The 21,519-nt window shown below is 62.3% G+C and carries 19 protein-coding genes; 10 read left to right on the top strand and 9 right to left on the bottom strand.

The window, feature by feature from the left end; genetic code table 11:
- From BMX92_RS03225 to mazG, 10 genes are all read left to right on the top strand, one after another.
- Complete coding sequence (locus BMX92_RS03225) at nucleotides 1–993, top strand: septal ring lytic transglycosylase RlpA family protein (protein WP_256213269.1); 993 nt, start codon at nucleotides 1–3, stop codon at nucleotides 991–993.
- Between the two features lie 48 nt (nucleotides 994–1,041).
- Nucleotides 1,042–2,205, top strand: a complete 1,164-nt coding sequence (locus BMX92_RS03220) for a D-alanyl-D-alanine carboxypeptidase family protein (protein ID WP_093011769.1) — start codon at nucleotides 1,042–1,044, stop codon at nucleotides 2,203–2,205.
- Nucleotides 2,202–2,843, top strand: coding sequence for a dTMP kinase (gene tmk / locus BMX92_RS03215; RefSeq protein ID WP_093011766.1), 642 nt, complete (start codon nucleotides 2,202–2,204; stop codon nucleotides 2,841–2,843). Before BMX92_RS03220 ends, tmk begins: the two co-directional genes overlap by 4 nt.
- Nucleotides 2,840–3,808 carry an AAA family ATPase gene (locus tag BMX92_RS03210; protein WP_093011763.1) on the top strand — a complete coding sequence of 323 codons (969 nt, stop codon included), beginning with the start codon at nucleotides 2,840–2,842 and terminating at the stop codon, nucleotides 3,806–3,808. Before tmk ends, BMX92_RS03210 begins: the two co-directional genes overlap by 4 nt.
- 102 nt (nucleotides 3,809–3,910) lie before the next feature.
- On the top strand, nucleotides 3,911–5,479 hold the full coding sequence (gene metG, locus BMX92_RS03205; RefSeq protein WP_093011759.1) for a methionine--tRNA ligase: 1,569 nt from the start codon (nucleotides 3,911–3,913) through the stop codon (nucleotides 5,477–5,479).
- Between the two features lie 4 nt (nucleotides 5,480–5,483).
- Nucleotides 5,484–6,257: a TatD family hydrolase gene (locus BMX92_RS03200; RefSeq protein WP_093011756.1), complete on the top strand. Its 774-nt coding sequence runs from the start codon at nucleotides 5,484–5,486 to the stop codon at nucleotides 6,255–6,257.
- Nucleotides 6,254–7,045 carry an MBL fold metallo-hydrolase gene (locus tag BMX92_RS03195; RefSeq protein WP_093011753.1) on the top strand — a complete coding sequence of 264 codons (792 nt, stop codon included), beginning with the start codon at nucleotides 6,254–6,256 and terminating at the stop codon, nucleotides 7,043–7,045. The genes BMX92_RS03200 and BMX92_RS03195 overlap by 4 nt, the downstream gene beginning before the upstream one ends.
- Nucleotides 7,045–7,671 carry a retropepsin-like aspartic protease family protein gene (locus BMX92_RS03190; protein ID WP_093011750.1) on the top strand — a complete coding sequence of 209 codons (627 nt, stop codon included), beginning with the start codon at nucleotides 7,045–7,047 and terminating at the stop codon, nucleotides 7,669–7,671. The genes BMX92_RS03195 and BMX92_RS03190 overlap by 1 nt, the downstream gene beginning before the upstream one ends.
- A complete protein-coding gene (locus tag BMX92_RS03185; RefSeq protein WP_093011747.1) occupies nucleotides 7,668–8,969 on the top strand; it encodes an MFS transporter in 1,302 nt (433 codons plus the stop codon). Before BMX92_RS03190 ends, BMX92_RS03185 begins: the two co-directional genes overlap by 4 nt.
- Nucleotides 8,970–9,139: 170 nt before the next feature.
- Entirely contained in the window at nucleotides 9,140–9,928 is a 789-nt protein-coding gene (mazG, locus tag BMX92_RS03180; protein ID WP_093011744.1) for a nucleoside triphosphate pyrophosphohydrolase, read from the top strand.
- A gap of 51 nt (nucleotides 9,929–9,979) precedes the next feature.
- Here the strand turns inward: mazG and BMX92_RS03175 are convergent, their stop codons facing one another.
- The 9 genes from BMX92_RS03175 to dusB all read right to left on the bottom strand — a co-directional run bounded on the left by BMX92_RS03175 (nucleotide 9,980) and on the right by dusB (nucleotide 21,497).
- The gene (locus BMX92_RS03175) at nucleotides 9,980–10,816 is read right to left on the bottom strand and encodes a flagellin N-terminal helical domain-containing protein (RefSeq protein WP_093011742.1); all 837 of its coding nucleotides are present in this window, start codon (nucleotides 10,814–10,816) and stop codon (nucleotides 9,980–9,982) included.
- Between the two features lie 167 nt (nucleotides 10,817–10,983).
- Entirely contained in the window at nucleotides 10,984–11,994 is a 1,011-nt protein-coding gene (locus BMX92_RS03170) for a 2-hydroxyacid dehydrogenase (RefSeq protein WP_093011739.1), read from the bottom strand.
- 57 nt (nucleotides 11,995–12,051) lie between these two features.
- Nucleotides 12,052–13,368 carry a GTPase HflX gene (hflX, locus tag BMX92_RS03165; RefSeq protein ID WP_093011736.1) on the bottom strand — a complete coding sequence of 439 codons (1,317 nt, stop codon included), beginning with the start codon at nucleotides 13,366–13,368 and terminating at the stop codon, nucleotides 12,052–12,054.
- A 113-nt stretch (nucleotides 13,369–13,481) separates the two neighbouring features.
- Nucleotides 13,482–13,964 (bottom strand): RNA chaperone Hfq, encoded by a 483-nt coding sequence (gene hfq / locus BMX92_RS03160; RefSeq protein WP_093011734.1) that lies wholly within the window; start codon nucleotides 13,962–13,964, stop codon nucleotides 13,482–13,484.
- 220 nt (nucleotides 13,965–14,184) lie between these two features.
- Nucleotides 14,185–15,555, bottom strand: a complete 1,371-nt coding sequence (locus tag BMX92_RS03150) for a nitrogen assimilation response regulator NtrX (RefSeq protein WP_093011728.1) — start codon at nucleotides 15,553–15,555, stop codon at nucleotides 14,185–14,187.
- Nucleotides 15,545–17,812, bottom strand: a complete 2,268-nt coding sequence (locus BMX92_RS03145; RefSeq protein WP_093011725.1) for a sensor histidine kinase — start codon at nucleotides 17,810–17,812, stop codon at nucleotides 15,545–15,547. Before BMX92_RS03145 ends, BMX92_RS03150 begins: the two co-directional genes overlap by 11 nt.
- A gap of 111 nt (nucleotides 17,813–17,923) precedes the next feature.
- Nucleotides 17,924–19,369 carry a nitrogen regulation protein NR(I) gene (gene ntrC / locus BMX92_RS03140; protein ID WP_093011722.1) on the bottom strand — a complete coding sequence of 482 codons (1,446 nt, stop codon included), beginning with the start codon at nucleotides 19,367–19,369 and terminating at the stop codon, nucleotides 17,924–17,926.
- A complete protein-coding gene (locus BMX92_RS03135; protein ID WP_093011718.1) occupies nucleotides 19,369–20,478 on the bottom strand; it encodes a two-component system sensor histidine kinase NtrB in 1,110 nt (369 codons plus the stop codon). The genes ntrC and BMX92_RS03135 overlap by 1 nt, the downstream gene beginning before the upstream one ends.
- Nucleotides 20,475–21,497 (bottom strand): tRNA dihydrouridine synthase DusB, encoded by a 1,023-nt coding sequence (gene dusB, locus BMX92_RS03130; RefSeq protein ID WP_093011715.1) that lies wholly within the window; start codon nucleotides 21,495–21,497, stop codon nucleotides 20,475–20,477. Before dusB ends, BMX92_RS03135 begins: the two co-directional genes overlap by 4 nt.
- Nucleotides 21,498–21,519: the final 22 nt, after the last annotated feature.

The raw sequence follows: 21,519 nt of genomic DNA, 5'->3' as shown, positions 1-21,519 counted from the left end.
ATGGCCGTGATCGCCATGCTGATGGCGATCGTGGCTGGCGGACGATTGGCGGCGCAGCCTCAAGGGCGGGCGATGGTTGAGGATGGCGCGCCGATATTGGGTGCGCCCTATGCCATTGGCGGTACGCGCTACACGCCCGCTGATCCGGTCTATTATGACGAGGTAGGCTATGCCGGGGCGATCGAGGATGGCAGTCAGGGCGGCACGACCGCAACGGGCGAGACTTTCGTTCCGTCAGCCATCACCGCCGCGAACAAGACCTTGCCCTTGCCCAGCTATGTCGAGGTGACGGCGCTGGATAGCGGGCGGACGATATTGGTGCGGGTGAATGATCGCGGGCCGATGCGCAATGACCAGTTGATCGCCCTGTCGCCGGGGGCTGCGGCGCAACTGGGCATTGCCGGACAGGGTGCTGCGGCGGTGCGCGTGCGGCGGGTCAATCCGCCGGAACAGGAACGCGCGGCCCTGCGCGGCCATGGTCAGGCGGCCGAGCGGCTGGAAACGCCGGAGGCGTTGCTCAAGGTGCTACGGGGCAAGCTGGTGCCGGTTCGTGCTGCTGCGTCTTCGCCCGTGGCGCAGCCGCCAAAGCCCAAGCCCGCGATGGCACCGGCAAAACCGGCAAGCGCCGTCCGACCAGGGGCAGATTTCGATCGGCCCGCTGCCGCGCCAAAGCCCGTAGCAGCACCTGCCAAGATACCTTCCAAGGCCGTGGCCACACCGGCCAAGCGGGCTTCCCCACCCAAGCCATTGCCTGCACCGTTCCCCGCGCCCGCAAAAGCGGGCGGCTATGTCGTGCAGGTCGGCGCCTATTCCTCCCAATCGCGGGCTGATGCTCTGGCGAAGAGCCTTGGCGGGCGGGTCGAATCAGCGGGCGGGGTATGGCGGGTGCGGCTTGGCCCCTATGCCACGAAGCAGGCCGCGCAGGCTGGCGTGCGTACGGCAGCGGGCAAGGGCTTTGAGAATGCCACCATCATGGCTAATGACGCGCGATAGAGATCGCGGGTTGCGAGCGATTCCATTCCATTCGAAGGCAGTGTTCCGATGAAGAAAAGCGTTGCAGTCCTCCTTGCCGCCGGGCTGCTGGCCCAGCCGTTGATCGCGGCCGCGCCGCCCTACACCAGCGAAGCGCCGATCGCTTACATGAAGGATCTGTCGTCGGGCGCGGTGCTCTATGACAAGGGCGGCGAAACCCGGATGCCGCCGGCATCGCTGGCCAAGATGATGACCGCGCATGTCGCCTTCCGCCTGATCCAGAAGGGTGAGCTGAAGCTCGACACCAAATTCACCGTGCGGCCTGAAACCTGGAAGCAGTGGCATGGCCCGCAAGCGGGATCGACCATGTTCCTGTCGGTCGGCGAGCAGGTGTCGGTCGAAAATCTGCTGCATGGCATCGTCACCCTGTCGGGGAATGACGCTTGCGTCGTGCTGGCAGAAGGCATTGCCGGGACCGAGCAGGCCTTCGTCGCTGCGATGAATGAGGAAGCCAAGCGGCTGGGCCTGAAGAACAGCCATTTCGGCACCAGCAATGGCTGGCCGGATGAAGGCGTGACCTATGTCACGGCCGAGGATCTGGCGAAGCTGGCCGAAGCGACGATCGTGGAGACGCCCGATCTCTACAAGCGTTTCTATGCGACGCGCGATTTCACCTGGGGCAAGACCATGGGCGGGTCTGCGATCAATCAGGCGAACCGTAACCCGATCCTGGGCAAGATTCCCGGCGCGGACGGGCTGAAGACCGGTCATACCGAAGAAGCCGGTTTCGGCTTTACCGGTTCGGCTGAACAGGATGGCCGCCGTCTGGTGATGGTGGTTGCGGGCCTGCCGACCTTCAATGGCCGGATCACCGAATCCGTGCGCTTCATGGATTGGGGCTTCAAGGCGTGGAAAGCCCAGCCGCTGTTCAAGAAGGGGCAGACGGTCGAGACGGCCGAAGTGCAACTGGGCAGCGCGACAAGCGTGCCGCTGGTCGCGCCGCAAAATCTGGCGGTCACCCTGCCGCGCACGGCTTCGGCCAATGTGCAGGTGAAGGTGGTTTATACCGGCCCGATCAAGGCGCCGATAGCCAAGGGGCAGCAGATCGCCCAGTTGATCGTCCAGACGCCGGACACCCCGCCGCAGATCATGCCGCTGGTCGCGGGTGAAGATGTCGCCGAAGCCGGCATTTTCGGTCGGCTGTGGAATGGCCTGAAGTCGTTGTTCGCTTGACGCCCAAGTCATCAGATAGCGGACGGTTCATAACGCTGGAAGGCGGCGAAGGGGCGGGCAAATCGACGCAACTTCGCGCGCTGGCGGTTGCGCTGCGCGCGCGCGGACTGGATGTGGTCGAGACGCGCGAACCGGGCGGGAGCGAGGGGGCGGAGGCGATCCGTGCCCTGCTGCTGACCGGTGGCGCCGATCGCTGGAGCCCGCGCGCCGAAGCGCTGCTGTTCGCGGCGGCGCGGGCGGATCATATCGAAAAAACGATCCGACCGGCGCTGGAGCGCGGCGCATGGGTGTTGTCCGACCGGTTCCTCGATTCGAGCCGGGCCTATCAGGGGCAAGGCGTTCTGAGCGACGCCGATATATTGGCGCTGCACCGGATCGGCAGCGCGGACTTTCTGCCCAATCGCACCTTGCTGCTGACCCTGCCCGAAGCGGAAGCGACGGGGCGGGCCAAGGCGCGCGATGGCGATGCAGAGGACCGGATTGGCGGACGGGCCAGCGACTTCCATCGCGCCGTGGCGGACGCCTTCGCCCGTTTTGCGGTTGAAGAGCCGGATCGGGTCCACGCCGTGGATGCATCCGGCACGGCAGATATGGTGACGGCGCGTCTGATCGAAGCGATCGAAGACCTGCTGCCATGACTTTGCTGCTGGGCCATGATGCGCAGGCTCGAACCCTGATCGACGCCGCGCGGAGCGGGCGGATGCACCATGGCTGGATATTGTCCGGGCCGAAGGGCATCGGCAAGGGCAGCTTTGCGCGGGCGCTGGCGCTGCGATTGCTGGCGGACGCGGCTGGTCCGCCGGTAGAGGGGGAGGGGCTGTCCGTGCCGGAAAGCCATCCCATCCGTCGCCTGATCGAGGCGGCGGCCCATCCGGACTATGCCGAACTGGCGCCGCTGGAGAAGGAAACCGGCACCGCGCGCAATATCAGCGTGGATCAGGTGCGTGGGCTTGCACGGCTGATCCAGTCGGCGCCTTCGCTATCGTCGCGCCGTGTGGTGGTTATCGACAGTGCGGATGATCTGGAGCGTGGAGCGGCCAATGCGCTGCTCAAGACGCTGGAGGAACCGCCGGCCGACATGATCTTCCTGCTGGTCAGTCATGCGCCAGGGCGATTATTGCCCACGATCCGGTCGCGTTGCCGTTTGCTGCGCTTCGATCCGCTGGATAAAGCAACCATGCGCATGGCGCTGAAAGCGGCCGACGAGACGCTGTCGCCGCAAGAGGTGGACGCGCTGGTACGGGCCGGGGACGGATCGCCGGGGCAGGCGCTGCGCTATGCAGGTCTGAACCTGTCGGAGATCGAACAGATATTGGGTAGTCTGGCGGCGCACGGCGATCACGGCAATCGCCAGCGACTGGCATTGGCCAAGGCCCTGGCGCTCAAATCCGCCAAGCCGCGCTATGAAGCCTTTCTGGAGCGCGCACCGGCCTTCATCGCGCAGGCGGCGCGGAGCCGGCACGGCCCGGCGCTGGGCACAGCGCTGGCGCATTGGGAGAAGGCGCGGCATCTGGCCGGGGGCGCGGTGATCCTGTCGCTCGATCCGGCGGCGGTGGTATTCGAACTGGCGGGGCATGTTGCGGCACTGGCGCCAGAGGCCTGACCTTCCCTGCGTTCTTTATTTATGGCGACATGCATCTGCTTCGAAAATGCGTTGGCTGAAAAGCGGCTTTGCGGCGGCGCGATGAGAGGCTAGGGAAGCGCCATGTCCAAGCCTTTTACCATCACCACCGCCATTTCCTATCCCAATGGCCGCCCGCATATCGGCCATGCCTATGAGGTGATCGCCACCGATGCGGTCGCCCGTTTCCAGCGGATGATGGGCCGCGACGTCTTCTTTCAGACCGGCACTGACGAACATGGGCTGAAAATGGCCCAGACGGCGCGCGGCCGCGGTATCGAGCCGCGCGAACTGGCCGATGAAATGGCTGGCTATTTCAAGCAGATGAACGAGCGGTTGAATATCAGCCATGACCGTTTCATCCGCACCAGCGAAGCGGATCATCACGCCGCCAGCCAGGCGATCTGGCGGGCGATGGAGGCCAATGGCGACCTGTATCTGGGCCGTTATGAAGGCTGGTATTCGGTCCGCGATGAAGCCTTTTATGATGAGAAGGAAATTATCGAGGGGGAAGGGGGCGTCAAGCTATCCCCCCAGAACACGCCGGTCGAATGGACGATCGAGGAAAGCTGGTTCTTCCGCCTGTCCGCCTATCAGGACCGGTTGCTGGCGCTGTATGAAAGCCAGCCCGATTTCATTCAGCCTGACAGCCGCCGCAATGAAATCCTGCGCTTTGTCGAAGGCGGTCTGAGTGACCTTAGCATATCCCGCACCAGTTTCGACTGGGGTGTGAAGGTGCCGGGCACCGAAGGCCATGTCATGTATGTGTGGGTCGATGCGCTCACCAATTATCTGACCGGTTGCGGCTATCCCGACGATGCGGAGCGGATGGCGCGCTATTGGGCTGAAGGTGGCGATATCACCCACATCATCGGCAAGGATATCGTGCGGTTTCACACGGTGTACTGGCCGGCTTTCCTGATGAGTGCGAAGCTGCCTTTGCCCAAGCAGGTGTTCGGCCATGGCTTCCTGCTGAACCGGGGCGAGAAGATGTCGAAGTCGGTTGGCAATGTCGCCGACCCGATGGAACTGGCTGACCGGTTCGGGGTCGATCAGTTGCGTTATTTCCTGCTGTCCGAAGTGACCTTTGGCAATGACGGCAGCTATAGCGCGGAGGCGATCGTCCAGCGGGCGAACAGCGATCTGGGCAATGCATTCGGCAATCTGGCGCAGCGCGCCCTGAGCTTCATCGCGAAGAATCTGGAAGGCCGCCTGCCGGCGATCCATGGCCATGATGCAGCCGATGACGAGCTTTTCACGCTGCTGGACAAGACCATCCGCACCGACATGCCTGCCGCTTTCGCCGAACTGGCGCCGAGCGTGGCGATCGAGGCGTGGCTGCGTGCCTGTTTCGCGTGCAACCAATATATCGATGCCCAGGCGCCCTGGGCGCTGCGCAAGACCGATCCCCAACGGATGGAAACGGTGCTCGCGACCCTGTACATCGCCATCGCCCAACTGGCGGTCGCCATATTGCCGGTCATTCCCGCGAGCGCGACCGCGTTGCTCGACCTTATGGGCGTGCCGGAAGACAAGCGCAGCTATGAGGCGATCGGCGGCCATTGGTATTCGTCGCTCGCCGAAAGCGGCTTCGTGCTGGCCGCGCCCAAGCCGCTGTTCCCGCGCCTCGAACTGGCCGAAGCGGACGCCTGAGCCCATGCTGATCGACAGCCATTGCCACCTGAACTACAAAGGCCTGATCGAGGATCAGGCCAATGTGCTGGACCGGGCGCGGGCGCGGGGCATCGATCTGATGCTCAACATCGCCACCCGCGAGAGCGAGTGGGACTCGGTACTGGATACTGCCGTGCGCGAGGCGGATGTCTGGGCGACGGTCGGCATCCATCCGCATGAGGCGGACGAGCATCCCCATGTCGATACCGCCAAGCTGGTCCAGCGCGCAGCGCATCCGCGTGTGGTGGGCATCGGCGAAACCGGCCTCGATTATTATTATGATCATAGCGATCGTGAGCGGCAGCAGAAGAGCTTCCGATCGCATATCGCCGCCTGCCGCGAAACCGGACTGCCGCTGATCGTCCACACGCGCGAGGCGGAAGAGGATACGCTGGCGATCATGCGGGACGAGATGGAGAAGGGGCCTTATTCGGGCGTCATCCATTGCTTCACCGCGAGCGGGGCCTTTGCCGATGCGGCGATGGACCTGGGCTTCTACATCAGCATTTCAGGCATCGTGACCTTCAAGAGCGCGAAGGATTTGCAGGAGACGGCAGCGCGCCTGCCGATCGACCGGCTGTTGGTGGAAACGGATTCGCCCTTTCTGGCGCCGGTGCCGCACCGGGGCAAAAGCTGCGAACCGGCCTTCGTCGCGGATACGGCGCAGTTCCTCGCCAATCTGCGCGGCGAGAGTGTCGAGGCGCTGGCGGCAGCAACCTCCGCCAATTTCCGCACGCTTTTTGCCAAGGTCGCATGAGCCTGAAGCTCACGATCCTGGGCAGCGGCACATCGTCCGGCGTGCCCCGTATCGGCAATGACTGGGGCGATTGCGATCCCGCCGAGCCGAAGAACCGGCGGACCCGCGTATCGATATTGGTGGAAAGCGCCACGACCCGCATCCTGGTCGACACCTCGCCGGACATGCGGGCGCAGTTGCTGGCAGCGGACGTCATCCAGATCGACGCGATCCTGTGGACGCATGATCATGCCGATCATACCCATGGACTGGACGATGTCCGCCAGCTTTATCATCATCGCCGCATGCCCGTTCCCGGCTATGCACGGGCGCAGACGCTGATGCTGATGCAGCAACGCTTCGCCTACGCCTTTGACGGGCGGAACGGCTATCATCCTACGATCGAGGCGCATGTCCTGCCCAATGGCCTGCGGATCGGCGATATCGATATTGCCTGCGTCGACCAGCCGCATGGCGAGATTTATTCGACCGGCTTTCGCTTCAGCCATGGCGGCCGATCGATCGGCTATGCGACCGATTTCCATGCACTGACGCCGGATATGCTGGCGCTTTATGACGGGCTGGATGTCTGGGTGGTGGATGCCCTGCGGCAGAAACCGCACCCGACCCATCCGCATCTGGCGCTGACGCTGGACGGGATCGCCGCGACCCGGCCGGGCCGTGCCATCCTGACGCATATGGACCAGAGCATGGATTATGCGACATTGTGCGATACTCTCCCCAAGGGGGTAGAGCCGGGCTATGACGGCATGGTGGTGGTGTTGGACGCAATCGAGCAGGGGGCCTGATGGACGGCGATCAGACAGCATCGACCATCTGGTATGTGCTGGCGATCGTCTTCGTCGCATCCTCGCTGATCGGCCGTCGGCTGGCGTGGGGCAGCGTGCTCAAGATGGCGTTGCTGTGGGTCGCGATCTTTGCCGGGCTGCTCGGCATCTTCAAATTCGCACAGACGCAGGGCTATCTGACCGGCCGCTGGGTGGAGGAGGGGGAGGCCGTATCTGCGGATGAAGCCCCTGCCTCGCTTCCCAAGGCGCGTGCCGAAGGGGGAACGCTGCGGATACCCGTGGCGCCCGATGGCCATTATTGGGTCGAAGGCAGGATCAATGGTTCATCCGCGCGCTTCCTGATCGATAGTGGGGCGACTTTCACGGCTTTGTCGGAAAATACGGCGCGTGCCGCTGGCCTCAATTACGATGTCGGCGCGCCGGGTGTCGTGCTGTCGACCGCCAATGGCAAGGTCGAGGCGCGGCAGTCCAGCATCGCCACGCTGGAAATCGGACCGATCCGCGCCAGTGACCTGCCCGTCGTGGTGTCGCCGGCCTTTGGCGAGGTCAATGTGATCGGCATGAACACGCTGTCGCGCCTGAAAAGCTGGGGCGTGCAAAATGGGGAAATGGTGCTGACGCCATGACGACATCAAAGGATGCGGGCGCGCCGACGCAGGCCCAGCGATTGAAGGCGATTATCGGCGGATCCACCGGTAATCTGGTCGAATGGTATGACTGGTATGCCTATGCCGCCTTCACCCTCTATTTCGCGCCGCATTTCTTCCCGAGCGAGGATCGCACCGCGCAATTGTTGAGCGCGGCGGGCATCTTCGCCGTCGGTTTCCTGATGCGACCGATCGGGGCCTGGCTGATGGGCGTTTATGCCGACCGGCATGGGCGCAAGAGCGGGCTGACACTGTCGGTGGCGCTGATGTGTGCCGGGTCGCTGCTGATCGGGATCACGCCGGGCTATGAGACGATAGGTGTCGCGGCGCCGCTGCTGCTGGTATTGGCCCGGTTGATGCAGGGCCTGTCGATCGGCGGCGAATATGGTGCGAGTGCGACCTATCTGTCGGAAATGGCGGGCAAGAGCCGGCGCGGTTTCTTCTCCAGTTTCCAATATGTCACGCTGATCGCCGGGCAATTGGTGGCGATCTGTGTCCTGCTGTTGTTGCAGGCGACCTTGACCGAAGCGCAACTGGATGCCTGGGGATGGCGCATTCCCTTTTTCATCGGCGGGGCGCTGGCGATCATCGTCTTCTGGTTGCGGCGCGGGTTGGCGGAGACACAGAGCTTCGCGGTGGCCAAGGCGCAGGGCGCCCCCAAATCCAGTTTCGTGGAACTGATCACCAATCATCCGCGCGAGACGCTGACGGTGATGCTGTTGACGGCGGGCGGCACGATCGCCTTCTATGCCTACAGCATCTACATGCAGAAATTCCTGGTGAATACGAGTGGGTTGAGCCGGGAAACCGCGTCGCAGATCAATGCAGTGACATTGTTCCTGTTCATGCTGTTGCAGCCGGTGGCGGGCGCGCTGTCTGACAGGATCGGGCGAAAGCCGCTGATGGTTGGCTTCGGTGTGCTGGGTATGCTCTGCACCTATCCGATCTTCACTACATTGGCGACGACGAAAGATCCGGTGGTTGCCGGGGCGCTGGTGATGGTCGGACTGGTGATCGTGACCGGCTACACGTCGATCAATGCGGTGGTGAAGGCCGAACTCTTTCCCGCGCATATCCGGGCGCTGGGCGTGGCGCTGCCTTATGCGCTGGCCAATACCTTGTTCGGCGGCACGGCGGAATTCGTCGCGCTGTGGTTCAAGCAGGCTGGGATGGAGCAGGCATTCTACATCTATGTCACGGTGATGATCGCGATTTCACTGACGGTCTATGTGAAGATGCGCGACACGGCGAAAAACAGCCTGATTGCCGAGGATTGAAGTGTCGGTGCGACAGCGAGGTAGACATATGGAAGCGATGATGGATTATGGGATTATTTAACATAATCCTTATTATCGAACTTTATGTGATGGCTAGTGATGGGGGCTTTTCAGTGCATCGCGCAGCCCCTATCGAATTGGCATAGCCTTTCCTCTGTTCGGATTTCCTCATGTCAAAAGCCAGTCCTGCCGACATCATGCCGCTTGCCAATGTGATGGCGCGGTTGCGCGATCCGGATACGGGTTGCCCTTGGGATATCGAGCAGGATTTCGCATCGATCGCGCCCTATACGATCGAGGAAGCCTATGAGGTTGCCGATGCGATCGAGCGCAATGACATGCAGGCGCTGCGCGACGAACTCGGGGATGTGCTGCTTCAGGTGGCTTTTCACAGTCGCATGGCCGAACAGGCCGGTCATTTCGCCTTGCAGGATGTGATCGACGCGATCACGCAGAAGATGATCCGCCGACACCCGCATGTCTTTGGTGAAGGTGCGCGGCGTGAGGATGGCCATGCGCAATGGGAGGTCATCAAGGCGGCCGAGCGCGCCGAAAAGGAACCCGATCCGAGCGCTCTGGCTGGCGTAGCCGCAGCCCTGCCCGCACTGCTGCGGGCGGAGAAGTTGCAGAAGCGCGCGGCGCGGACCGGCTTTGACTGGCCGGACACGGTCCGCGTGATCGACAAGATCGTCGAGGAACTGGACGAAGTGCGCGAAGCAGAGAGCCAGGATGCGCGTGAGGAAGAGATAGGTGATCTGCTCTTTGCGGTAGTCAACCTTGCACGCCATCTGAAGATCGATCCAGAAACTGCTCTGCGCAAGGGCAATGCCAAATTCGACCGGCGCTTCCGCACGATGGAAGCATTGGCTGGCGGGGTGTTCGCTGACCTGTCTTTGGAGCAACAGGAAGCGCTGTGGCAGGAGGCCAAGCGCGCAGAAAAACTTTCCGGATTGATGTGATCGGGCACCTCCCCCCGCCTGGCCGATCACGATATCCGTCAGCCGAGCCCTTTAGCCCAGCAGCTTCAATATGCCCTGCTGGCTCTGGTTGGCCTGCGCCAGCATGGCGGTCGACGCCTGGCTCAATATCTGTGCCTTTGCCAATTGGGTCGTTTCATGCGAAAAATCGGCATCCTCGATCCGGCTGCGAGAGTCCGTCAGGCTCAGCATTTCGGTCGAAAGATTGGTGATCACCGATTCCAGCCGGTTCTGCATCGCGCCGAAGGTGCCGCGCGCCGCAGAGATGCTGTTGATCGCATCGTCGAACTTGACGAGGTCGGCAGCCGAAAAGGCTGGATCGGTAACATCCACCGTGGCGACCGTGCCGTTGACCACGGCCGCCAGCGTTGCGTCGGTGCTCAGGTCCGTCAGGTCAATCGACAGGCCGTTCGAAGCATTGGCGCCCGCCTGAATATGGACGGATGTGCTCGACCCGTCGAACAATTTTGTGCCGTTAAATTCCGAATTGGTGAATTCGTCGGTGATCTGCGTCGCAAGCTGATCCATCTCGGTCTTGATGGCGCTGCGTGCATCATTGTCATTTGTGCCGTTGAGCGCCTGCACCGTCAGTTCGCGCATGCGTTGCAGCATGTTGCTCATTTCCGCCAGCGCCCCATCCGCGGTCTGTGCGAGCGAAAGGCCGTCACTGGCGTTGCGGATGCCCTGTGTGATACCGCGGACCTGCGCCGTCATCATCATGGCGATGCCCATGCCGGCAGCATCGTCCTTGGCGGAGTTGATCCGCTTGCCTGTCGATAGCCTTTCCATGGCATTGTTCAACATCATGGACGCGGCCGTCGATGAATTGGACACACGCAATGCGATCGAATTGGTCCCCACAACCGTCATACAGTCCCCCACCGATAAATATGATTAACCGGCTGAACCAGAAGCGTTCGGCCTGATAGTTCCAAGAACGATCCCGGACGCGCCATTTTTAGGGATTTTCGCGAAATTCTTATCAAGCTGGAAAGGATAACTCATAATGCCCTGACTCCAATGGGAATTAATTCTGGTTATCGTGCGGCTGCCGTTACTGGATAGAGAGGCGCGCCATTCGCTTCGAAGGCGGCGATATTGGCGATGGTGGTTTCGGCGATCGCGGTTAGCGCCTCACGGGTGAAGAAGGCCTGATGGCCGGTGATCAGGACATTGGGGAAGGTCAGCAGCCGGGCGAAGAGGTCATCGCGGATCGGCTGATCGGACAGGTCGTTGAAGAACAGCCCCTCCTCTTCCTCATAGACGTCCAGCCCGACATAGCCGATGCGGCCAGCTTTCAGGCCTTCGACCAGGGCACGGGTGTCGACTACGGCGCCGCGACTGGTATTGATCAGCATCACGTCCGGCTTCATCTGCGCGATGGCATCGGCATCGATCAGATGGCGCGTGTCGGGCGTCAGCGGGCAATGCAGCGAGATGATGTCCGACCGTTCCAGCAATTCGGGCCAATCGACATAGGTGCCGCCGATCGCCGTGAGGCCTGCCGGGTCGGGAAAAGGATCATGCGCGATCACGCTACAGTCGAAGCCGCGCATGATGCGCGCGACGTTGAGGCCGATCTTGCCAGTGCCGACGATGCCGACCGTCCGCCCGCGCAGATCGAAACCCAGCAGGCCGTCCAGGGCAAAATTGCCTTCGCGAACCCGGTTATAGGCTTTGTGGATCTTGCGGTTCAGGGTCAGGATCATCGCGACCGTATGTTCGGCTATCGCGTCTGGCGAATAAGCGGGCACTCGCGCAACGGACAGGCCCAGTTCCGCCGCGGCGGCCAGATCGACATGGTTGAAGCCCGCGCTGCGCAGGGCCAGCAGGCGAACGCCCTGCCCCGCCAATATCTCCAGTGTCGCCCGATCGAGCCGGTCGTTGACGAAGGCGCAAATCGCCCGATGACCGGCGGCGAGCGGCGCGGAGACGCTGTCCAGTCGGGTTTCCAGATAGGTCAGTTGCTGTCTCGGCTCCGCCCCTTCATTGGCGGCATCGAAGAAGCGGCGATCGAACGGATGGGTACTGAAAACAGCAACTTTCATGGCATGGCTCCCATGGATCGGGAGCCATGTTAGCCGCTGACAGCTGCGATTTATAGCCTAAGCGCGCCCGCGCTTGGAAAAGCGGGCGAAGGCCGCGTCCGACAGGCGGGCTTCGACGCGGGTTTCTTCATCTTCGACGACGGTAGACAGGACTTCGCCATGTTCATGCAGCCAGGCGAGGGTCGCGCCGTCGGACACCGGGATGCGCAGACCATAGACTTTGGCACCGCGGGTCATGCGGTCGCTGACGGTGCGCTGGAGCGTATCGACGCCCTCCCCGGTCAAAGCCGAAAGGATGACGACATCGTCCCGGCGCGCGGCCTGTTCACGGACGAGCGCTGCGTCTTCATCCTCCAGCAGGTCGAGCTTGTTCCACGCCTCGATGATCGGCGGCGCGTCTTCGTCCGCATTTTCGCCGACGACATCGAGTTCGCCCAGCACGTCGAGCACATCGTCGCGCTGCGCTTCCGTATCGGGATGGGCGATGTCGCGGACATGGACGATCAGGTCGGCCGACAGCACTTCTTCCAGCGTCGCACGGAAGGCCGCGATAAGCTGGGTCGGCAGGTCGGAGACGAAGCCCACCGTGTCGGACAGGATCGCCTTGTCCAGGCCGGGCAGCGCGATTTGGCGCATGGTCGGGTCCAGCGTGGCGAAGAGCAAATCTTCCGCCATGACGTCAGCACCGGTCATCCGGTTGAAAAGCGTCGATTTTCCGGCATTGGTATAGCCGACCAGCGCGATCACCGGCCATGGTGCGCGCTGGCGCCGGGCGCGGTGAAGGCCACGGGTGCGTGTGACCTGATCCAGTTCGCGGCGAATTTTCGCCATGCGATCGCGGATCATGCGGCGGTCCGCTTCGATCTGGGTTTCGCCGGGGCCGCCAAGGAAACCGAAGCCGCCGCGTTGCCGCTCCAAATGGGTCCAACTGCGCACCAGCCGCCCGGCCTGATAGTCGAGATGGGCGAGTTCGACCTGCAACCGGCCTTCATTGGTGGCGGCGCGTTCGCCGAAGATTTCCAGGATCAGGCCGGTCCGGTCGATGACCTTAGCCTCGCAGGATTTTTCCAGATTGCTCTGTTGCACCGGCGACAGACTGTTGTCGACGATGATGAGTTCGGCCTCTTCCTGCCGGGCCAGTGTGGCGATCTGGTCCACCTGCCCGCTTCCGAACAGGGTGGCGGGCTTGCGGTCGCGTACGCGGAAAGCCTGCGCTGCGCGTACATCTATGCCGATGGCGAGGGCCAGGCCGCGCGCTTCTTCCAGCCGGGCATCGCTGTCGCGGCGGTCTGCATTATGGGTTTCGGCATGAACGACGACGGCGCGCGCGCCGCGCGCCACTTCGTCATCGGAGTCGCGGTTGAATATGGCCATGGCGGCTTAAAGCACTGGAGGGATGAGAGGTCCACATAATCCACACCTGCGTTCGCGCGCGTGCTTCGACAAGCTCAGCACGAACGGAGGTGGGATTGGCCTACTCCAACCGATCAGTCGTCCTGTTCGTTCTCGCCGGTCAGGTCGAGCGCATGGAGCGGCTGGACTGTCGAAATGGCGTGCTTGTAGACGAGCTGAACCATGCCGTCGCGTTCCAGCAGCATGCAGAACAGGTCGAAGGCGGCGATTTCGCCCTGAAGCATCACGCCATTGACCAGGAACATGGTGACCGGGCTGCCCGATTTGCGGACGGCCGACAGGAAGATTTCCTGCAACAGCTTGGACTTGCCATTGCCGTCGCTGGCCTTGCGCAGGTCCGTCAGGTCCATCGGCTGGGCCGGCATTACCGTGGAGATGGCGTGCTTGTAGACGAGCTGCGACTGGCCATCGCGGCGCAGCAGCACGGAAAAATTGTCGAACCAGGTGATGATGCCCTGAAGCTTCACGCCCTTGACCAGGAACATGGTCACCGGGGTCTTGCTCTTGCGCAGGCTGTTCAGGAAGATATCCTGAAGATTATTCGCTTTATCGGCCATGGATTACGCCGTCCTATATTCTTGGCGGGACGTTACCCGCGCGCGCGCCCTTAAGCAGGGTGTCTTGCCTGTCCCCGCGGACCGGGAACAAGGGAAGTCCTACCGCAATTGCGAAGAGGCGTCCATGGCCGAGAAAGGATTGGGCAAAATTCTGCCTATGTCCATTTACCAGCCGTTCGGAAAGGCGGCGCTGGCCCCTGCCGAACGGCCGTGAGCCTGCCTATTCCTTGCCCTCGGTAATGCCGAGAAGCTTCAGCTTGCGATGCAGCGCCGACCGCTCCATGCCGATGAAGGTCGCCGTGCGCGAAATATTGCCGGAAAAGCGGCGGATCTGGATACGCAGATATTCACGCTCGAAACTCTCCCGCGCTTCCCGCAGCGGCGCGCCCATGATGGCGGACTGGCCGATCCCCTCCCCGCCGCCACCGCTCGTCAATTCGGACGGCAGCATGTCCAGTTCGATCCGGCCGATCCGATCGCCGGGCGCCAGGATCATGGTGCGTTCGATGACGTTGCGCAACTGGCGCACATTGCCCGGCCATTCATTGGCTTGAAGCGCGGCCATGGCGTCGCTCGCGATCTCGGGCGGTGCGACGCGACGGTCGGCGGCAAAACGGGCGAGATAATGTTCGACCAGCGGCGGAATATCGTCACGCCGTTCCGACAAAGGCGGAATGGCGAGCGGTACGACATTCAGGCGATAGAAGAGATCCTCGCGGAAACGGCGTTCCTCAATTTCGCCCGACAGGTCGAGCGCGGTGGAGGAAATGACGCGCACGTCGACCTTCACCTGCCGCTGGCCACCGACGCGGGTGAAGCTCTGGTCGGTCAGCACGCGCAGAATCTTGCCCTGCGTCGTCAACGGCATGTCAGCAATTTCGTCCAGATAGAGCGTGCCGCCATGCGACTGTTCCAGGAAGCCGGGGCGAACGAGTCCGCTAGGGTCCTCGACACCGAACAGTTCCTCCTCGACCCGGTCGGGGTCCATGCGGGCAGCCGCGACGATGATGAAGGGCGAGTCCGCACGGCCGCTCCAGCTATGGAGCATGCGGGCGGCGATTTCCTTGCCGACGCCCGCAGGGCCGGAAATAAGGACGCGACTACCGGTGCCGGCTACCTTCTTGATCGTGGCGCGAACGCTGTTGATCGACGCCGATGTGCCGGTCAGTTCGTCATCCTGCCCGAAGCGCGCGCGCAGCACCTGATTTTCGCGCCGCAGCCGTTCAGTCTCGGTCGCGCGTGACACGAGGTGGAGCAGTCGGTCGGCTTCGAACGGCTTTTCGATGAAGTCGGCCGCACCCTTACGGATGGCGGCGACTGCCGTGTCGATATTGCCGTGGCCGGAAATCATCAGGACCGGGATGCTGGGATCACGTCGCTTGATTTCGTCCAGCAGTTCAAGGCCGTCCATCCGCGAGCCCTGGAGCCAGACGTCCAGCAGCACCAGCGATGGTCGTCGCGCATCCAGCGCATCGATCGCGCTGTCGCTGTTGGCGGCGGTGCGGGTGGTGAAGCCTTCATCCTCAAGAACACCCGCGACGAGATCACGAATATCCTCTTCATCGTCGACTATCAGAATATCAAGCGCCATTGGCCGTCACTTTTCCCGTCATTTTACCCTGGGGCATGGCGATTACCTGCCCCTCTTCCATTTTTTCCAGTGCCCCCGCCGCAAAGCGGAGGGTTACGCATGCGCCGCCACCCACGGCGTCATCGAAGCGAATCTCTCCCAGATGCTCCTCGACAATCTTCTTGACGATGGCCAAGCCAAGACCCGTCCCCTTGGTCCGTGTCGTCATATAGGGTTCCAATATCCGGTCGCGTTCAGGCGGCAGTCCAATGCCGTCGTCGCGCACGGTGATGATCAGGTCGTCGTCACCCTGCGCCATCGTCATGCTGACATGACCGCGAAGCGCGCCTTCCGATGGTGGTCCTTTAGGTTCAATGGCTTCCACCGCATTCTTGACGATGTTCGTCAACGCCTGCCCCAATTGGCGGCGATCGCAGACCAGTTCCGCATCGGGCGTTTCGGTATGATATTCGAAACGGATATCGGGATGCGCGACTTCATGCAGGAATAGCGCATGGCGGGCGATGTCACCGACAGCTTCGCGCCGGAACACCGGTTTGGGCATCCGCGCGAAGGAGGAGAATTCGTCCACGATGCGCCGCAGGTCGCCCACCTGACGGACAATGGTGCCGGTCAGGCGGGTGAAGGTCGCCTTGTCGCTAGTGATTTCCTCGGCATAGCGGCGCTGGAGCCGTTCGGCCGCAAGCTGGATCGGTGTCAGTGGGTTCTTGATCTCATGCGCGATGCGGCGCGCGACGTCGGACCAGGCAGCGCGGCGCTGGTCGGATAGCTGTTGGGTGATGTCGTCGAAAGTCAGGATGTGACGCGAGGCATCCTGCGCCACCTTCACCGCCAGCGTGCGCAGGTCGCCATGAGCGCGCACCTGTACGATGCCGGAATCCTCTTCTGATGCAACGAATTCCGCCAGTTCGGGCGAAACTTCCGCAAGCGGACGGCCCACTGGATCGTCGCCCTCCTCCACCAGGATCGCAGCCGCCGAACTGTTGAGCAGCAGGATCATGCCCTGAAGATCGACCGACAGCACACCTGCGCTGACACCCGACAGGATGGCTTCAATGAAGGCGCGCCGCTCGCCCAACTGGCTGTTAGCGGCGACCAACGCGCCGGTCTGCGCTTCCAGCCGCTGGGTCATGCGGTTGAAGGCGGACGCCAGCGTACCGATTTCATCGCGCGATTGCGGGCTGGTGACGCGGGCGGACAGATCGCCGGCGGTAATCCGCCGCGCTGCCGTCACCAGTTCGTTGACGGGGCGGACCATCCAGTCGGCGACGGCCAGCGCGATATAGACAGCGATGCCGACCAGCAGCAGCGACCCAAGAAACAGCGCGATGTTGAACCGCAACTGGAGCGCGCGGGACTGGGCGGCGAACACGTCATAGTCGGCGATCACCTTCTGTGCGCGCGCGACATTGCTGAAGGAGGATGTGTCGGCGCTGCGGGTGACGTAGAGATAGATTTTGCTGCTGGGATAAAGCAGCGTCACCGCTTCGATCTGGTTCGGGCGCGCCTGTACGACGGCGGCTTCACCCCGGCCCAGGCGGCGGATGATTTCCGGCGTCAATATGTCCGACGCGGCCCGCTTGTCCGGCTCGACTGCGGCGGCGGTGCGAGCAATGCCGTCCTTCCCGACCTCTATGATGGAGGACCGGTTCAGCTTGCGGGTGACGACCTGATAGAGATAGCCTTCCGCGAATTTCGGACTGGAGACAGGGGACTGGTTCAAATAGGCGCGCAAATCGCCCGCCATGGTGATGGTTTCGTCCTGAACCTCGCTCAAATTCTGCTCATAATAGCCCCGCGCCAGATCGCTGGCGTTCTGGAGCATGCCGCGCGCGCTGTCCGATGCCCAGAACTGGACGCCATATTGGAACAGCAGGGACGCGAAGATGACGACCAGCAGCGTCGGCACGCTGGCGGCGATCGAGAAGATAGCGACAAGCCGGACGTGCAACTGCCCGTCGCTGCCGATCGCCGATTGGGCCGCGCGCCGTTTGGCGACGCGCCGCCCAACCAGCATCAGCAGGGCGATGGCGGGGACTAGATTCGCAACCAGCAGCAGCGCAACAATAGGCGGCGTCAGCAGCGTGTCCGATTGTCGCCCGCCCGACAGCAAATGATAGGTCAGGCCCGCCATCGCCAGCAATATGGCGAGCGTAACCGCCTCGACCAGCACCGCCAGTCGCCCTTTGCGCAAGAAGGCCGGCAGATGTCTCCGCCATGCCGATGCCCGCCTTGGGAGTGTCGTCGCGCCGCTCATAGTGGCTTTGTTACAACAACCCCGTGCCCGTTCAAACACAGTAATTGCAGATGGGTGATGCCGTTGGTCGACGCAGCCCGTCGGTTCGTCCTGAAATGCGACTGATCCCGATCAATCATTCAGGCGCAACTGTAGCGGATCGAGGCCATAGTCGGTCAATTTCTTGCGCAGCGTATTGCGGTTGATGCCCAGCAGACCGGCCGCGCGAATCTGGTTCCCGTCCACGCTGGCCAGCACTTCCTGCAACAATATCGGTTCGACGACTGCGAGCAGATCATCATGCAGGCTGCGTTGTGGCTGGCCAAGGCCGATGCCGACCTGACGCTTGGCCCAGTCGCGCACCGCATGCGCCAGATGGTCGGCGGGGACAGCATGGTCGGTCGGCATCGCATCGAGCGGCAGCATGTTCCGCAGCATGTCCGCAGTAATGACATTTTCGCGGCTCAGCACCGACAGGCGCTGCATCATATTCTGCAATTCGCGGACATTGCCGGGCCAGTGCCACACCATCAACAGTTGGGCCGCGTCATCGGCCAGCGCCTTGCGCGGCAGGCCCTCTTGCGCGGCGCGTTCCAGGAAATGGCGGGCGAGCAGGATGACATCCTCCCGCCGTTCGCGCAGGGCCGGCAGGGCGATCGGGACGACATTCAGGCGATAATAGAGGTCCTGACGGAAGCGTCCGTCTTCGATCAACAGGGGCAGATCCTTGTTGGTCGCGGCGATGATGCGGACGTTGACGCGCACCGGCTTGGAGCCGCCAACCGTCGTCACTTCGCCCGACTGGAGGACGCGCAGCAGCCGGGTCTGCGCCTCCATCGGCATGTCGCCGATTTCGTCGAGGAAGAGCGTGCCGCCCTGCGCCTGTTCGAACTTGCCGGCGGTGCGGACATGGGCCCCAGTGAAGGCTCCCTTCTCATAGCCGAACAATTCCGCCTCGATCAGTTCGCGCGGAATGGCGGCCATGTTGATCGGCACGAAGGGCTTGGTACGGCGCTGGCCCAGACTGTGGATCGCTTCGGCCACCAGTTCCTTGCCAGTGCCCGATTCGCCCAGAACCAGGATTGAAAGGTCGTTGGACAGGACGCGGGCGATGGTGCGGTAGACTTCCTGCATCGCGGGCGACCGGCCGACCAGCGGCAGGCCGTCATGGGGCAGGCCGACCTCGCCGCCTGCTTCCTCGGCGCTCTGGCGTGTGCCGAGCGCATCGGCGACGGCGCGGGTCAGTTCGTTGAGATCAAAGGGCTTTGGCAGATATTCGAATGCACCCTTTTCGGTCGCGCGGATCGCGGTGTTGAGCGTGTTCTGTGCAGACAGGACGATGACGTTGAGGTCGGGCCGGGTCGCGAGTATATCGGCTACCCCGTCCAGTCCGTCGCCATCCGGCAGCATGACATCGGTGATCAGCACGTCGGGAGTGAAACTGTCCATCAGGGAGGCGCGCTCACGGATGGATGCGGCGGTTTTCACCTTATGCCCCTGCCTGCGAAGGGCTTCGCCCACCACCACGCAGATGGCGGGGTCGTCATCCACGACCAATATTGTGCCGATCGCAGCCATCACACCGCCCCCATCGGCAGCAGGATGCGGAAGGTAGATTCGCCCGCTTCGACATCGCGCGAATATTGGACGAAGCCGCTCATGTCCCGGACCAGCTTATCCACCAGCGCCAGACCCAACCCCTGCCCGTCCCGCTTGCCGGTGATGAAGGGATTGAAGAGATGATCGAGAATATGTTCGGGCACACCGGGTCCATTATCGACGACGAGAATTTCGATCGGCAGCACGGCGCTGCCCTTGCCATCGCCGACTAACACGGAGACGCCATGACGGAAGGCAGTCTCCACGCGAATGCATGGTTTTTCTGTATGATCAAGGGCTTCTGCTGCATTTTTCAGCAGATTTATCATCACCTGCACCAAGGCATCATCATTGATGTTTGGAAATGGTAATGATGGATCATAATGTTTTGTAATTTTTATATTTTTCGCAAATCCAGCGGCTGCAATGCCGGCTGCCCGATCGATCAATGGGTAGATGTTGCCAGGATGGCATTCCAATGTGCGATCGGTTGTGAAATCCTGCATCCGGTCGATCAGCGCGGCGATCCTGTCGACCTCGTTGCAGATGAGTTGAGTCAGTGCCGCGTCGCGCCCGCCATGGCTGGATTCCAGAAGTTGCGCGGCGCCACGAATGCCTGACAGCGGGTTCTTGATTTCATGCGCGAGAATAGCGGCGGCGCCCATGGCCGATCGGGCGCCACCGGCGGAGCCACGATGACCGATCTTGCGCGCCTGACTTTGGGCGTGGAGGGATACGACGCGCCAGCCGTCGTGATCCACGATCGGCGCGATCATCAGGTCGACCTCCATTTCGGCGGTCCGGCCGGCATGAACCTTGATATCATAGGCGGCGATCGGCTTGTTGCTGTGCCAGATATCGAAACGTGCGCCGGCCTCCGCAATGCGGATGGTGCGGGAAACATCGCTGCCGATGATCGCCGATCGGGCCATGTTGAGTAATGTTTCGGTGCGGACATTCGCATCGGCGATGCTGTTGTCCGGTTTCACGATCAGCGTTGCTACGGGCAGCGCCGTCATTTGTTCGCCCAGCGATGGTCCATCCTGCTGCATCCGAAGTGGCGGGATGGACGTCAGCATGCCGGTCATGCAGCCCTGCGCAGCTCCGCCGGCTGGAGGCCGGTGGCGATCAGCGGCTCATAGAAGCGGGCGAGCATGTCCAGCACTGTCGCCGCATCCGGCTCCTGATTGACGCTGTGGCGGAACTCGGCCGAACCGGGCAGCCCTTTGGTGTACCAGCCGATATGCTTGCGGGCCATATTGACGCCGGTGTAATTATCATAATGTTCGAGCATTGCATGATAATGCCCGATAATTGCCTGATATTGTTCTGTGAGCGTCGGATCAGCAAGGCGCGTTCCATCAGTCAGCCAGGCCATGACCTGACCGATCAGCCAGGGGCGGCCATAGGCGCCGCGACCGATCATCACGCCGTCCGCGCCGCTCTGTTCCAGCGCCGTGTCGGCATCCTCGATCGAACAGATGTCGCCATTGACGATGACCGGCAGCTTGACCGCGTCCTTGACCGTGCGGACGAAGGCCCAGTCGGCCGACCCCTTATACATCTGGTTGCGGGTGCGGCCGTGGACGGTGATCAGCTTTGCGCCCAGATCTTCGGCGATATGGGCGAGTTCCGGGGCGTTGAGGCTGCTATGATCCCAACCCATGCGCATCTTCACGGTGACGGGCACATCGACCGCCTCCACCGTCGCCTTGATCAGCGAGGCGGCAAGCGGGAGGTCGCGCATCAGCGCGCTACCAGCGTCGCCATTGACGACCTTCTTCACCGGGCAGCCCATATTGATGTCGATGATCGCCGCGCCGCGATCGGCATTCAGCTTGGCGGCTTCGGCCATTTCGGTCGGAGAGCAACCGGCAAGCTGCATCGACACCGGTTCTTCCAGCGGATGCCAGGCGGCTTTTTGCAGGGACTGGCGGGTTTCCCGGATCATCGCCGCCGATGCGATCATTTCCGTCACATTGAGGCCGCAGCCATAGCGACGGACGAGCGTGCGGAAGGGCATGTCGGTGACGCCCGTCATCGGAGCGAGAACGACCGGCATGTCGATGGTGATCGGGCCGATGGAGATGGGAGCAAGTGTGCGCATGGTCTGAATGAAGATACTGCCT

Origin of the sequence: Sphingobium sp. YR768 (assembly GCF_900111125.1) — a bacterium.
Taxonomy (GTDB): domain Bacteria; phylum Pseudomonadota; class Alphaproteobacteria; order Sphingomonadales; family Sphingomonadaceae; genus Sphingobium.
Note: the sequence above shows the minus strand (reverse complement) of the source record. Positions and strands in the feature narration are given on the sequence as shown.

Excerpts from the sequence above, each read along its gene's own strand:
- mazG (WP_093011744.1), top strand. The coding sequence starts at position 9,140 with ATGTCAAAAGCCAGTCCTGCCGACATCATGCCGCTTGCCAATGTGATG.
- BMX92_RS03185 (WP_093011747.1), top strand. The coding sequence starts at position 7,668 with ATGACGACATCAAAGGATGCGGGCGCGCCGACGCAGGCCCAGCGATTG.
- BMX92_RS03135 (WP_093011718.1), bottom strand. The coding sequence starts at position 20,478 with ATGACCGGCATGCTGACGTCCATCCCGCCACTTCGGATGCAGCAGGAT.
- BMX92_RS03170 (WP_093011739.1), bottom strand. The coding sequence starts at position 11,994 with ATGAAAGTTGCTGTTTTCAGTACCCATCCGTTCGATCGCCGCTTCTTC.
- BMX92_RS03210 (WP_093011763.1), top strand. The coding sequence starts at position 2,840 with ATGACTTTGCTGCTGGGCCATGATGCGCAGGCTCGAACCCTGATCGAC.
- hfq (WP_093011734.1), bottom strand. The coding sequence starts at position 13,964 with ATGGCCGATAAAGCGAATAATCTTCAGGATATCTTCCTGAACAGCCTG.
- BMX92_RS03145 (WP_093011725.1), bottom strand. The coding sequence starts at position 17,812 with ATGAGCGGCGCGACGACACTCCCAAGGCGGGCATCGGCATGGCGGAGA.
- BMX92_RS03225 (WP_256213269.1), top strand. The coding sequence starts at position 1 with ATGGCCGTGATCGCCATGCTGATGGCGATCGTGGCTGGCGGACGATTG.
- BMX92_RS03220 (WP_093011769.1), top strand. The coding sequence starts at position 1,042 with ATGAAGAAAAGCGTTGCAGTCCTCCTTGCCGCCGGGCTGCTGGCCCAG.
- ntrC (WP_093011722.1), bottom strand. The coding sequence starts at position 19,369 with ATGGCTGCGATCGGCACAATATTGGTCGTGGATGACGACCCCGCCATC.
- BMX92_RS03175 (WP_093011742.1), bottom strand. The coding sequence starts at position 10,816 with ATGACGGTTGTGGGGACCAATTCGATCGCATTGCGTGTGTCCAATTCA.
- BMX92_RS03195 (WP_093011753.1), top strand. The coding sequence starts at position 6,254 with ATGAGCCTGAAGCTCACGATCCTGGGCAGCGGCACATCGTCCGGCGTG.
- BMX92_RS03200 (WP_093011756.1), top strand. The coding sequence starts at position 5,484 with ATGCTGATCGACAGCCATTGCCACCTGAACTACAAAGGCCTGATCGAG.
- dusB (WP_093011715.1), bottom strand. The coding sequence starts at position 21,497 with ATGCGCACACTTGCTCCCATCTCCATCGGCCCGATCACCATCGACATG.
- metG (WP_093011759.1), top strand. The coding sequence starts at position 3,911 with ATGTCCAAGCCTTTTACCATCACCACCGCCATTTCCTATCCCAATGGC.
- BMX92_RS03150 (WP_093011728.1), bottom strand. The coding sequence starts at position 15,555 with ATGGCGCTTGATATTCTGATAGTCGACGATGAAGAGGATATTCGTGAT.
- BMX92_RS03190 (WP_093011750.1), top strand. The coding sequence starts at position 7,045 with ATGGACGGCGATCAGACAGCATCGACCATCTGGTATGTGCTGGCGATC.
- hflX (WP_093011736.1), bottom strand. The coding sequence starts at position 13,368 with ATGGCCATATTCAACCGCGACTCCGATGACGAAGTGGCGCGCGGCGCG.